Source organism: Novosphingobium sp. KACC 22771 (assembly GCF_028736195.1).
Classification (GTDB): Bacteria; Pseudomonadota; Alphaproteobacteria; order Sphingomonadales; family Sphingomonadaceae; genus Novosphingobium.
In genome coordinates, this window is record NZ_CP117881.1 from 3,456,058 (window position 1) to 3,468,637 (window position 12,580).

General features: G+C 64.5%; 14 protein-coding genes. 8 read left to right on the forward strand and 6 right to left on the reverse strand.

The features are described 5' to 3' along the window. Positions 1-7: 7 nt before the first annotated feature. Together ctaD and coxB are read right to left on the reverse strand one after the other, a co-directional pair. On the reverse strand, positions 8-1,699 hold the full coding sequence (ctaD, locus tag PQ467_RS15845) for a cytochrome c oxidase subunit I (RefSeq protein ID WP_274174328.1): 1,692 nt from the start codon (positions 1,697-1,699) through the stop codon (positions 8-10). Between the two features lie 24 nt (positions 1,700-1,723). Continuing rightward, positions 1,724-2,674, reverse strand: coding sequence for a cytochrome c oxidase subunit II (gene coxB / locus PQ467_RS15850; RefSeq protein ID WP_443192963.1), 951 nt, complete (start codon positions 2,672-2,674; stop codon positions 1,724-1,726). A 247-nt stretch (positions 2,675-2,921) separates the two neighbouring features. Here coxB and pyrE point away from each other — a divergent pair, with 247 nt between their 5' ends. The 8 genes from pyrE to PQ467_RS15890 are packed head-to-tail and all read left to right on the forward strand — an operon-like array spanning position 2,922 to position 8,461. Continuing rightward, positions 2,922-3,506, forward strand: coding sequence for an orotate phosphoribosyltransferase (gene pyrE / locus PQ467_RS15855; protein ID WP_274174329.1), 585 nt, complete (start codon positions 2,922-2,924; stop codon positions 3,504-3,506). Then, a complete protein-coding gene (locus PQ467_RS15860; protein WP_274174330.1) occupies positions 3,506-4,249 on the forward strand; it encodes a pyridoxine 5'-phosphate synthase in 744 nt (247 codons plus the stop codon). Before pyrE ends, PQ467_RS15860 begins: the two co-directional genes overlap by 1 nt. Before the next feature lie 4 nt (positions 4,250-4,253). Then, positions 4,254-4,655 (forward strand): holo-ACP synthase, encoded by a 402-nt coding sequence (acpS, locus tag PQ467_RS15865; RefSeq protein ID WP_274174331.1) that lies wholly within the window; start codon positions 4,254-4,256, stop codon positions 4,653-4,655. A gap of 14 nt (positions 4,656-4,669) precedes the next feature. Then, positions 4,670-5,548 carry a signal peptidase I gene (gene lepB / locus PQ467_RS15870; RefSeq protein ID WP_274174332.1) on the forward strand — a complete coding sequence of 293 codons (879 nt, stop codon included), beginning with the start codon at positions 4,670-4,672 and terminating at the stop codon, positions 5,546-5,548. Between the two features lies 1 nt (position 5,549). Beyond that, positions 5,550-6,647: an AI-2E family transporter gene (locus PQ467_RS15875; RefSeq protein ID WP_274174333.1), complete on the forward strand. Its 1,098-nt coding sequence runs from the start codon at positions 5,550-5,552 to the stop codon at positions 6,645-6,647. Positions 6,648-6,654: 7 nt separating this feature from the next. After that, positions 6,655-7,845 carry a DUF3089 domain-containing protein gene (locus PQ467_RS15880; protein WP_274174334.1) on the forward strand — a complete coding sequence of 397 codons (1,191 nt, stop codon included), beginning with the start codon at positions 6,655-6,657 and terminating at the stop codon, positions 7,843-7,845. After that, positions 7,833-8,312, forward strand: a complete 480-nt coding sequence (gene ruvX, locus PQ467_RS15885; RefSeq protein ID WP_274174335.1) for a Holliday junction resolvase RuvX — start codon at positions 7,833-7,835, stop codon at positions 8,310-8,312. Before PQ467_RS15880 ends, ruvX begins: the two co-directional genes overlap by 13 nt. Next, complete coding sequence (locus tag PQ467_RS15890) at positions 8,306-8,461, forward strand: hypothetical protein (protein WP_274174336.1); 156 nt, start codon at positions 8,306-8,308, stop codon at positions 8,459-8,461. Before ruvX ends, PQ467_RS15890 begins: the two co-directional genes overlap by 7 nt. A 229-nt stretch (positions 8,462-8,690) precedes the next feature. Here the strand turns inward: PQ467_RS15890 and PQ467_RS15895 are convergent, their stop codons facing one another. From PQ467_RS15895 to argH, 4 genes are all read right to left on the reverse strand, one after another. Next, positions 8,691-9,479: a precorrin-2 dehydrogenase/sirohydrochlorin ferrochelatase family protein gene (locus PQ467_RS15895; protein ID WP_274174337.1), complete on the reverse strand. Its 789-nt coding sequence runs from the start codon at positions 9,477-9,479 to the stop codon at positions 8,691-8,693. A 165-nt stretch (positions 9,480-9,644) separates the two neighbouring features. Further along, positions 9,645-10,907 carry a diaminopimelate decarboxylase gene (gene lysA, locus PQ467_RS15900; protein WP_274174338.1) on the reverse strand — a complete coding sequence of 421 codons (1,263 nt, stop codon included), beginning with the start codon at positions 10,905-10,907 and terminating at the stop codon, positions 9,645-9,647. A gap of 40 nt (positions 10,908-10,947) precedes the next feature. Further along, positions 10,948-11,190: a hypothetical protein gene (locus PQ467_RS15905; protein ID WP_274174339.1), complete on the reverse strand. Its 243-nt coding sequence runs from the start codon at positions 11,188-11,190 to the stop codon at positions 10,948-10,950. A gap of 7 nt (positions 11,191-11,197) precedes the next feature. Beyond that, positions 11,198-12,571 (reverse strand): argininosuccinate lyase, encoded by a 1,374-nt coding sequence (gene argH / locus PQ467_RS15910; RefSeq protein WP_274176187.1) that lies wholly within the window; start codon positions 12,569-12,571, stop codon positions 11,198-11,200. Positions 12,572-12,580 lie beyond the last annotated feature (9 nt).

Sequence of the window (12,580 nt, forward strand, 5' to 3'; positions counted from 1 at the left end):
ACCATCCTTAATGGTGATCCTCGTCCTTGATCACCGGCAGGGTTTCAAACTGGTGGAACGGCGGCGGGCTGGACAGCGTCCATTCCAGCGTCGTGGCGCCCTCGCCCCAGTAATTGCCCTCGGCCTTTTTGCCCATGGTGAAGGCATAGATGATGTTGAGCAGCCAGATGCCGATCGACACCGCCATCACCATATAGCCGATCGTGGCGATATGATTCCAATAGGCATAGGCGGGCGTGAAGTCCGGATAGCGGCGCGGCATGCCCTGCATCCCCAGAAAATGCATGGGGAAGAAGATCATGTTCACGCCGACAAAGAACACCGCGAAATGCAGATAGGACAGCAGTTCGGAGTGCCAGCGCCCGCTCATCTTGGGGAACCAGTAATAGAAACCGGCGAACAGCGAGGTAACGGCGCCGAGCGAGAGCACATAGTGGAAATGGCCCACCACGTAATAGGTGTCCTGAAGATTGTCGTCCAAGCCGCCATTGGCCAGTTCAACGCCCGTAACGCCGCCCACGGTGAACAGGAAGATGAAGCCGATGGCCCAGACCATGGGCGAGGCAAAGCGGATCGAACCGCCCCACATCGTCGCGATCCACGAGAAGATCTTGATGCCGGTGGGCACCGCGATGACCATCGTGGCGGTGGTGAAATACATCTTCACGTCTTCGGACAGGCCGGTGGTGTACATGTGGTGCGCCCACACGACAAAGCCCACCACGCCGATCGCCACCATCGCATAGGCCATGCCCAGATAGCCGAACACCGGCTTGCGGCTGAAGGTGCTGACGATCTGGCTGATGATGCCGAAACCGGGCAGGATCATGATGTAGACTTCGGGGTGGCCGAAGAACCAGAACAGATGCTGGAACAGCACCGGATCGCCGCCGCCCGCCGCATCAAAGAAGGTGGTGTGGAAATTGCGGTCGGTCAGCAGCATCGTGATGGCCGCGGCCAGCACCGGCAGCGCGAGCAGCAGCAGGAATGCGGTAACCAGCACCGACCACACGAACAGCGGCATCTTGTGCAGGGTCATGCCCGGCGCGCGCATGTTGAAGATGGTGGTGATGAAATTGATCGCGCCCATGATCGAACCGGCACCGGCAAGGTGCAGCGAGAAAATCGCGAAATCCACCGCAGGCCCCTGCGACCCCGAGGTCGAGAGCGGCGCATAGGCCGTCCAGCCGATGCCCGCACCCTGACCCGTGCCGCCCGGCACAAAGGCCGAGCACAGCAGCGAGGCAAAACCCGCCACCGTCAGCCAGAACGAGATGTTGTTCATGCGCGGAAAGGCCATGTCCGGCGCGCCGATCATGATCGGCACGAACCAGTTGCCAAAGCCGCCGATGATCGCGGGCATGACCATGAAGAACACCATGATCAGGCCATGCGCCGTGATCAGCACGTTCCACAGGTGAAGCTGCTGGTCAAAGCTGGGGTTTTTCGTGCCCAGCAGATCGGCGAAAAAGCCCAGATACTGAATGCCCGGCTGCGCCAGTTCGGCGCGCATGATGCCCGAGATCGCGCCGCCGATGATCCCCGCCGTGATGGCAAAGATCAGATAGAGCGTGCCGATATCCTTGTGGTTGGTCGACATGAACCAGCGGGCGAAAAAGCTCGGCTTGTGGTCATGGTCGTGATGGTCATGCACATGCCCATCGGAATGGGCCTGAAAGTCATCTGCGATGGTAGCCATTGTTCTTGAACCCTCGCGTAAAAGTTATTCGCCGGACGAGGCGGCGGCGGCCACCTCACTGCCCGAAGCGGCTTCGGCGGCGGCAGCGGCCGTGGGGGCCGCAGCGGGAGCCTCGGGCGCGCCGTCGATCTTGGCGCCCGCATGCGTCAGAACCCAGGCATTATACTGGGGACGCGGCAGCGCCTCGACCACGATTGGCATATAGCCATGGCGCGCGCCGCAAAGCTCGCTGCACTGGCCATAATAAACGCCCGGCTCCTTGACGAACAACACCTTCTCGTTGATCCGCCCCGGCACCGCGTCCAGCTTGAACCACAGCGAGGGGACCGCAAACGAGTGGATCACATCCGCGCCCGTGGTCTGCAGGCGAATCGGCTCGCCCACCGGCACCACCATGCGGTTGTCGGCGGCCAGCTGCGGCGGCTCGCCGCGCTTCACCGCTTCTTCGTGGCTCAGCATGTTGCTGGTGACTTCAAACTCGCCATTGTCGGGATAGGCATAGGTCCAGTACCACTGGTTGCCGATCGCCTTGATGGTCAGCGCCTCCTTGGGCGCGGTCTTGAACTGATGGGCCAGCAGCTTCATCGAGGGCACGAAGACCACCAGCAGGATCAGCACCGGAATGCCGGTCCACACCACTTCGAGCAGCGTGTTGTGGCTGGTCTTGCTGGGCACCGGATTGGCGCGGGCATTGTACCGCACCATCACCCAGACCAGCAGCGCCAGCACGAACAGCGTGGTCGCGATCAGCACGGTCATCACGATATTGTCGTGCATCCACAAGGCCTCAAGCCCGGTGGGGGAATATTGGGTCTGGAAAGTCAGCCCGCCGTCAACCGGCATGCCCTTGCCGGGCGTAGGCTTCATCGGCGTATAGCCGCCCGGCGCCACGGCCAGGCGATCCGCAGCAGCATGCGCCGCCCCGGCCGCGATCAGCGCGACCCCAGGCAACGTTTTAAACGCAAGACGCAACATTCGGCGCCCGAAGGCCCCGGATACTTCTCCCAAAATCATGGCCTACGTTCTTTCTACTTCGCCGCTCGGAAGAAAAGCCCCCTCCTCGTCCGGCGTCCCACAGGCATGGGGACTTTTTGTCCCTTAGGAACAGGGTGTACCAGCGCTTGCCCCAGCCCACAAGCGCCTCTAGGGGTAATTTTGAAGCAGGGCGCGCGCTGCTCCTGCGGGAATCGCACAAGTTTTTTGGACGAAGGCAAGACAAAGCATGACCGAAGAAGAGGTGCTGGCCGAATTCCGCGCCAGCCATGCCCTGCTCGAAGGGCATTTCCTGCTCTCCTCTGGCCGCCACAGCGCGCATTATCTGCAATGCGCCCGCGTGCTGATGAACCCGGAACGGGCCAGCCGTCTGGCCATTGCCATCGCGCAGAAATTGCCGCGCGATTTGCGCAAGGAAATCCAGAAAGTCATCAGCCCCGCCATGGGCGGCTTGATCATCGGCCATGAAATGGGCCGCGCGCTGGGCGTGGACGCGATGTTTGTCGAACGCCCCACCGGCACGTTCGAGCTGCGCCGCGGCTTTTCCATTGAACCAGGCGACAAGGTGCTGATGGTCGAGGACGTGGTGACGACCGGCCTGTCGAGCCGCGAGGCCATCAAGGCCATCGAGGATGCGGGCGGCAAGGTGATCGCGGCGGCGGCCCTGATCGACCGCAGCGCGGGCAAGGTGGATCTGGGCGTGCCCTTCTATCCGCTCATCGCGCTGAATTTCCCGACCTATGCGCCGGACGAAGTGCCCGCCGCTCTGGCCGCCACGCCTGCGGTCAAGCCCGGCAGCCGGGCCAAGCCGTGATGAACGCGCTGTCCCCTGCGCGCCTGCGCCTTGGTGTGAACATCGACCATGTGGCCACGATCCGCAACGCACGGGGCGGCGCCCATCCTGATCCTGTGCGCGCCGCGCAAATCGTGGCGGCCGTGGGCGGCGACGGCATCACCGCGCATCTGCGCGAGGATCGCCGCCATATCCGCGACGAGGATCTCGCCCGCATTCAGGCCTCGACCAATCTGCCGCTGAACCTGGAAATGGCGGCCACGGATGAGATGCTGGAGATCGCGCTGCGCCACAAACCGCACGCCGCCTGCATCGTGCCCGAGCGGCGCGAGGAGCGCACGACCGAGGGCGGATTGGACGCGGCGGGACAGCACAACCGCCTCGCCCCCATCGTTCAGCGTTTGCGCGATGCGGGCATCCGCGTCTCGCTTTTCATCGCGCCCGAAGTGCGTCAGTTGGACGCGGCCATCCGCCTTGGGGCGCCGGTGGTGGAATTTCACACGGGCGAATATGCCCATGCCGAGGGCGACCAGCGCGAAGTTGAACTCAAGCGCCTTGCCGATATGGCGGCCTTGGCCGCGCGCAACGGGATCGAGCCCCACGCGGGCCACGGCCTGACCTATGACAATGTCCAGCCGGTTGCCGCCATTCCCCAGATCGCCGAACTCAACATCGGCCATTATCTGATCGGCGAGGCGGTGTTCGTGGGCCTTGAAAATGCGGTGCGCCGGATGCGCGAACTGATGGACGCGGCGCGGAGCTAGGTCTGTGATCCTCGGCCTTGGCACAGATCTGGTGAATATCGACCGTATCGAGGCCGCGCTCGAACGCCATGGCGGGCGCTTTCTGGCGCGCAGCTTTACGCCTGCCGAAATCGCTCTGGCCGATTCGCGCCCCGCGATGCGCGCCGCCACGCTGGCCAAGCGCTGGGCCGCCAAGGAGGCTTGCGCCAAAGCCTTGGGTACCGGCATCGGGCGCGGCTTTGGCCTGATCGACATCGAGGTGTTGCGCGATGATCTGGGCGCGCCTTCGCTGCGACTGCATGGCGGGGCGGCGCAGCGTTTGGCGCAGATCACCCCGCCGGGCCACACATCCCGCCTCCACCTTTCGCTCACCGATGATTTGCCATGGGCCAGCGCCACGGTCATCATCGAAAGCCTGCCACTTTGAAAGACGATTCCCCGATGTCCGCCTCCAGCGATACCAAGACCAATGACGCCGCCAAGCAGCCCATCAACTGGTGGGCCGAGGTGCGCGGGCTGGGTGGGATGTTGCTGGCGGTGCTGGCGTTTCATTCGTTTATTGCCAAGCCTTTCTACATTCCCTCGGCCTCGATGCTGCCGGGCCTGTGGGTGGGCGATCATCTGGTGGTGTCGAAATATCCCTATGGCTGGAACTGGGCCTCGCCCAGCTTTCACATCCTGCCGCGCGGCTCCTGGCGCATCTGGCCCGGCACGCCCGAATATGGCGATGTGGTGATCGTGGTCCCGCGCGACCGGCCGGGCGATGATTATATCAAGCGCGTCGTGGCCCGCCCCGGCGACCGCATCGCGCTGCGCCATGGCCAGATCATCCTCAATGGCCGCCCGGTGCCTCAAGCGGTTGAGCCGCCCGCCGAAATCCCGCTCGATGCGATCCGGGGCGATGAAGATCCCTACCCCTGCGAAGGCCCCGGCTTCATTGGCCTCAAGGAACGCAAGCCCTCGGGTCAGGAAGTCTGCTCGATCCCGGCATGGCGCGAAACCTTGCCCAATGGCGCGACCTATACGATCCTTGATCATATGGAGCAGCCCTTTGACGACATGGACGAGATTCGCGTGCCCGAAGGCCACGTCTTTGTCATGGGCGACAATCGCGACCATTCCGCCGACAGCCGCGTGCCGCTGGAGGAGCGCGGCCTTGGCGGGCCGGTGCCTTTGTCGGACGTGGGCGGGCGCGCCGAATTCATCACCCATTCGTTTAACGGCACGGCGGGCTGGAACCCGCTGAGCTGGTTCAACGGCCTTCGTTCGGGCCGGGCGGGCACCTCGCTGCGCCCGCCTCTGACCGCCAAGCCCAAGTAAGATGGCCCAACCGCCCCGCAAAACCCCCACCCCTCGCCAGCGCCGCGCCGGCCCGACCGACATTCGCGACCCGATGGTGCGCAATGAGGCGAAGAAGGCGCTGGTCTGGCTGGGCGTTGCCGGGCTGATGGTGCTGGCCGTGGTGCTGGCCCAGCCGCTGATGGTGGTGTTCGGCGGCATGGTGTTTGGCGCGCTGCTGGATGGCGGGGCGCGGCTGCTGGGCCGGGTGCTGCCGATCCCGCGCATTTGGCGGGTGGCCATCGTGCTGGCCGCGGCGGTGGGCTTTGCCATCTGGTTTGCCACCTATGCCGGGTCGCAAATCACGCTTCAGGCCGCCGCCTTGCCCGAAATCCTGATGGCGCAGGCGCAAAAGGGCCTGCATTGGGCCGAGCGCCACCGGCTGATCACGCTTAACCGCAGCACGATCCAGACCTTTACCGAACAGGCCATCGCGGGCGCCGCCCAATTGCCCAGCGTGCTGGGCGGGCTGTTTGGCGGCATGGCCACGCTTTTCCTGATCCTCGTGCTGGGCATCTATTTCGCCATCGATCCCCAGCCCTATCAGCGCGGCCTGGCATGGATGCTGCCGCGCGAAAGCCGCCCGTTTTTCGAACAGATGTTCACCCAGATGGGGCATACGATGCGCCGCCTGCTGTTCGGGCGGCTGGTGGGCATGGTGATCGAGGGTTTGACGATCGGCCTGGCGCTTTCGGCCTATGGCGTGCCGATGGCGACGCTATTGGGGCTGATTACCGGGGTCTTGGCGTTTCTGCCCAACATCGGTGCGCCGGTGTCGGGCCTGCTGATGGTGATGGTGGGCTTTTCGGGCGGCACGTCGATGGGGCTTTACTGCATCGGCGTCTATATCGTGGTTCAGGGGATCGACGGCAATATTGTCGTGCCCATGGTGGCCAAGAAAACCGCCGATCTGGCCCCGGCGCTGGTGCTGGCTATGCAGTTGATGATGGGGGCGCTGTTCGGCATTCTGGGCCTTGCGCTGGCCGATCCGATGCTGGCCATGCTCAAGGTGCTGCTGGAAAAGCTGGCGGCGCGGGGCGCGATGGCGCATGATGGAGCCGAAGTGACAGAGCAGGTATAGATCCCCCTTGGCGCGAAAGTTTCTTTATGGCGTTGCAATTCTGGTGGTGCTTGTGATCGGTGCGCTGGGTGCTTTGCGCTATTGGGCCAAGGAGTTGACGCAATTCACATTCGTCCCGGTCGTGCCGTTTTCCGCCCCGCCGCCGGTGGCGCAGGGGGCCTATGCCGATCCGGCCATGTGGTATTCGCGCGGCGCGGGCGTTCCGGGTGATCCCTCGCGCTGGCGCCCCAACGGCGGGCCGGTGGGCGAGGCAACGCTGCCCGTTGCGGTGTTTTTCATCCATCCCACCAGCCATTTCGACCGGCTGCACTGGAATTCGGCCATTGATGAAACGCTGATCACCGGGCGGACCGAGATCCTTCTGCGCGGTCTGGCCACGCCTTTCAGCGCGGCGGCCGAGGTCTGGGCACCGCGCTATCGACAGGCCACCCTGGGCGCTTTCCTGACCGACCGGCCCTCGGGGCGCAGGGCGCTGGATGTGGCCTATGGCGATGTGCTGGCCGCGTTTGATGTGTTTATTGCCACGGTCGATCCGCGTCTGCCCATCGTGATCGCCGGGCACAGCCAGGGCGCGTTTCACCTGATGCATCTGATGCGGGACCGGGTGGCGGGCAAGCCGCTGGCCGGGCGGGTCGCGGCGGCCTATGCGGTGGGCTGGCCGGTCAGCCTGGACCATGACCTGCCCGCGATGGGCCTGCCCGCTTGCGAGCGGCCCGATCAGGCGGGATGTATCATCTCATGGCAAAGCTTTGCCGAACCTGCCGAAACCGACATGGTGCGTGAAGCCTATGCCCGTTTTCCCGGCCTTGATGGCGCGCCGCGCGGCAACAGCCCGTTTCTCTGCGTCAACCCGATCACCGGCCGCCCCGGCGATGCCGCCCCGGCGGTGGACAATCCCGGCACGCTGGTACCCGATGCGGCGCTGAGCGGGGCCAGTCTGGTGCCGGGCCTTGTGCCCGCGCGCTGCGCACCGGACGGGTTCCTGATGATCGGCCCAGCGCCCCAGCTTGGCCCCTTTGTGGCGCCGGGCAACAATTACCACGTCTATGATATCCCCCTGTTCTGGAGCGCTCTGCGCGCGGATGTGGCGCGGCGGGTCAAAGCATGGCATGGCGCGCCTCCCGCAAAGGACGCCGGCAAGGCGCCCGCAACGCAAACCGAGAAAACCGCAGGCTGGTGGCGCCAATGGCTGAACTGATTACCCTTTCCGCGCTGGATATGCGCGATGCGCTGCCCGATGGCGGAGGCCTGATCGGCCTCGACCTTGGCACACAGACCATCGGCACGGCTTTTGCCGACCCGGAATGGCGCATCGCCTCGCCCGGCAAAACCATCGCACGCGGCAAATTCAGCGTGGACAAACTGGCCATCGCCGCGCTGATCGAGGAGCGCGGCATCAAGGGCATCATCATCGGCCTGCCGCTGAACATGGACGGAACATCCGGCCCGCGCGCGCAATCGTCCCGCGCCTATGCCAAGAACCTGGCTGTGCTGGGCCTGCCGATCCTGCTGTGGGACGAACGCTGGTCCACCACCAGCGCCGAGCGAGGGTTGATCGAGCAGGACATGAGCCGGGCCAAGCGCAAGACCCGTATCGACAGCGCAGCGGCGGCGGTGATTCTGCAAGCCGCCTGCGATGCGATGGCGGGCGGGATGCGGTGGTAGATTTCATCGGCGACATCATCGGTGATTTTGTCGCAGAACTGATCGGTTGGCTTTTCAGGAAATTGCCTAAACTTGTTCGTTTTGGTTGCCTGACCGTTATTGGCTTGATGATCGCCGGACTGCTTGTTTGGGTTTTTGCATTAAAGTGAAGATGGAAATGCGAGGGTCTAGACCCTCGCGCTCCCTTTACTGTCTGCGTTGCGCTATGGGTTCGGCCATTGGGTGTCGGACGCAGCGGTAGAAATGACAGAACCTGCGGTGCCTGATGAATAGCGCCGCAGGCTTTCAAATATCGCCCGGCACACTCCCTTGGCAAACCAACCCCATTAACGGGATTGCAAAGGGACAAGTCCCTTTGCCCGCCGGAGGCAAAATCACCTATCCCCCATTCCTCACCACAACCCAAACCCCACCGGGCGCCTCAAACCCCTGCCCCCGCGCGATGCGCACGCGGACCGCATCCGCCCGCGCGCGCGCCAATACAGCGTCCGGCACGCCATCCTCGACCGCAATGCCATCGGCCCCGCCCAGCCATCGGGCCTGACGAATCGTGAGGTCATCGGGATCGAGCGAGGTCAGCACGATTTCGGCCAGTGCTTTGTCAGGCAGGGTCGCGCCCGCCAGAAAGGCATCCACTCGCCCCGCGCTGCCATCGTCGAGCGGGTCGAGCATTCCCCCCTGCCCCAGCGCCACGTCGAGGGCGCGGCGGCGATCCGCCGCATCGGGAAATTGGCGCCGCAGGATCGTCCGCGCCGCGCCCAGCGCCTGCGCCAGCGCGCCCAACCCCTCGGGCAACAGCGCCTCCAGCCGCAACCGCAACTGCTTGGCCAGCCCCGCCGAGACGCCGCCCGTGCCCACCGCGATCAGCACCGGCGAGCGATCAAGGATCGAAGGCGTGGTGAAATCGCAAAGGTCGGGCTGGTCGACGACATTGACCAGCAGGCCCGCACCGCGCAGCCGCAACGCATCGGCAGCCGCAGCCTCGCGGTCCTCATAGGCCACAAAGGCCAGACGCGCACAGCGGTCGATCCCCTCCTGCATATCGTCAAACACATCGCCGCCCGCGCGTTCGACAAGACGGCGTTTGGCATCGGCCGCATCGCCTGTGCCCAGAACGATGACAGGTTGGCCCTTGATGCGGTGAAAGAGGGGGAGTGTGTCGATCATGGCGGGGGTTATAGAAGGAAGAAGGATTTATGCGAGGGGCGGACCCGACGTTTAAAACGATAAAACCTGCGGCGCCCTTTACTCAGCGCCGCAGGCTTCAAACCAACCCCATGAACGGGATTGCAAAGGGCCCCCGCCCTTTGCCCGCCGGAGGCAAAACCCCCGTTAATCCATCAACCAATCCGGCACCTGCTCCGCCGCCAGAATGGCCGCCGGGTCGATGCGGTTGGCGACAATCGCCCACTGATCGCCGTTCACCATCACCTCGGGCACCAGCGCGCGGCTGTTATAGGTGTTGGCCATGGTGGCGCCATAGGCCCCGGCGGTGCGGAACACGGCAAGATCGCCCGCCTTCACCACGTCGATTTCGCGGCCCATGGCGAAAGTGTCGCTGGATTCGCAGATCGGGCCGACGATATTGGCGGTGAACGTCTCGCCATTGGGTTCAACGGCCAGAAAATCGTGCCACGAGCCATAAAGCGCAGGGCGGGCAAGGTCGTTCATCGCCGCATCGACGATGACGAAAGGCGTGGTCACGCCTTCCTTGACGCGCACGACTTCGGTCACCAGCACGCCCGAATTGCCCGCGATCACGCGGCCCGGTTCAAACATCAGCGTGACGCCCCAATCGGCGGTGACGCGCGCCACCATGGCGGCATATTCGGCAGGCGTCGGAAATACTTCATCGGCCTTGTAAGGCACGCCGATGCCGCCGCCCAGATCCATATGGGTGATGCTCAGGCCCTGCGCGCGGATGGCGCGCATCAGTTCACCCATCTTGGTAAAGGCGGCCTCGAGCGGGTCGAGCTTCGACAACTGGCTGCCGATATGGACGGCAAGGCCGCGCATTTCGATGCCGGGCAGCACCGAGAGACGCGCATAAATCCCGGCGGCCCGGTCATAGGCCACGCCGAACTTGTTTTCCGCCATGCCGGTGGAAATCTTGGCATGGGTGCCCGCGTCCACATCCGGGTTCACCCGGAGCGCGGCATGGGCCACCAGCCCCATCGAAGCGGCGATCGCGGCCAGTTCGACGCCTTCCTCCTCGCTCTCGATGTTGAACTGGCCGATGCCCGCCTTGAGCGCGCGGGTCAGTTCATCGGCGGTCTTGCCAACGCCCGAAAACACCACGCCATGGGCTGGAATCCCGGCGGCCAGCGCGCGGTCCATTTCGCCCGCCGAAACCACGTCGGCGCCGTAACCTTCGCGCGCCAGCAGCTTCAACACCGCCAGATTGGGGTTCGACTTCACCGCAAAGGCGATATGCGTCGAGGGCAGGATCGACAAGGCATCGCGGAACACGCGCGCGTGGCGGGTCAGCGTGGCGGCAGAATAGATATAGACCGGCGTGCCCACGGCGCGGGCAATGGCGGGAATGGCGGTGTCTTCGGCATGAAGAACGCCGTCAACGTAATGAAAATGGTCCATGTTTCTTTAAATCCTGCGTGGGGGTCTGCGCCCCCCCGGCTCAATTGGAAGGAGGCAGATCGAAGGCATCGTCCGTGCGCGGTTCAGAGCGCGTGTGCAGCTCCACATTGCGGCTGGGACGGGCCTGCTGCGATTGGCTGAGCAATTCAGTCGCGCTTGGCCGGTCCTTGCGGCCAATGGGCGAAGGGGGCAATTGATGCCCCGGCGCGGGTTTAAGTTCGCCCTGCGTGCCGCAGCCCGCCAGCGCAAGGAGCGCAACCATCGGGAAAAATACAGCACGCATAAGGGCGTTACTCCATACCAAGCGCGACGCGAGCCTGCGCCACACGTTGTTCTACCTGAGACGGGGCGGTGCCGCCATGGCTGGCGCGCGATGCCACCGAGGCCTCGACCGAAAGCGCGGGGTAAACCGCAAGGGTGATACGCGGATCAATCGCCTGCAATTCATCAAGGCTGAGCTGATCGAGCGCGATGCCCTTGCTCTCTGCCAGCTTGACCGCGGCGCCGGTGATGTGATGGGCCTCGCGGAAGGGAATGTTGGCCTGGCGCACCAGCCAGTCGGCAAGGTCGGTCGCCGTGGCATAGCCCAGCTCGGCGGCCTGACGCATACGGTCGGTGCGGAAGGTGGTGCTTTCCACCATCCCCGTCATCGCGGCAAGGCACAGCGTCAGCAGGCCGGCGGCCTCGAACACGGGCGGCTTGTCGTCCTGCATGTCCTTGGAATAGGCCAGCGGCAGGCCCTTCATCGTGATCATCAGGCTGGTGAGCGAACCGATGATGCGCCCGGCATGGCCGCGCACCAGTTCGGCGGCATCGGGGTTCTTCTTTTGCGGCATGATGGAGCTGCCGGTCGAAAGCGAATCGGGCAGGCGGACAAAGCCGAAGGGCTGCGAGGCCCAGATGATGAATTCCTCGGCCAGACGCGAGAGGTGGAGCGAGCATTGCGCCGCCGCCATCAGGTAATCCAGCGCGAAGTCGCGGTCGGAAACCGAATCGAGGCTGTTGTCAGTGGGGCGGTCAAAATCGAGCGCAGAGGCCGTGGCGAAGCGGTCGATGGGGAACCCGGTCCCGGCCAGCGCCGCGCTGCCCAGAGGCGACTGGTTCATGCGCGCGCGCGCATCGGCAAAGCGCGAGACGTCGCGCGCCGCCATTTCGTAATAGGCCATCAGGTGATGGCCCAGCGTCACCGGCTGGGCAGTCTGCAGATGGGTGAAGCCGGGCATGATCGAATTCACATGCTCGCCCGCACGCGCCACCAGCGCCTTTTGCAGGGCGTTAAGGCCAGCCAGCGCCTCGTCCACCGCATCGCGGACCCAGAGGCGGAAATCGGTGGCCACCTGATCGTTGCGGCTGCGCGCCGTGTGCAGGCGCCCCGCCACCGGGCCGACCAGTTCGGCAAGGCGGCTCTCGGTGGTCATGTGAATGTCTTCAAGGTCCCAGTTTTCGGGGACGCCGCTGACTTCATATTCGCCCGCGACCGTGTCCAGACCGGCGCTGATCGTGGCGGCGTCATCGGCGCTGACGATGCCCTGCGCGCCCAGCATGGCAACATGGGCCTTGGAGGCACGGATGTCCTGGCGCCAAAGGGCCTTGTCGAAGGGGATCGAGGCGTTAATCTCGCGCATGATGGCGCTGGGCCCTTCGGCAAAGCGCCCGCCCCACATCTGATTGGA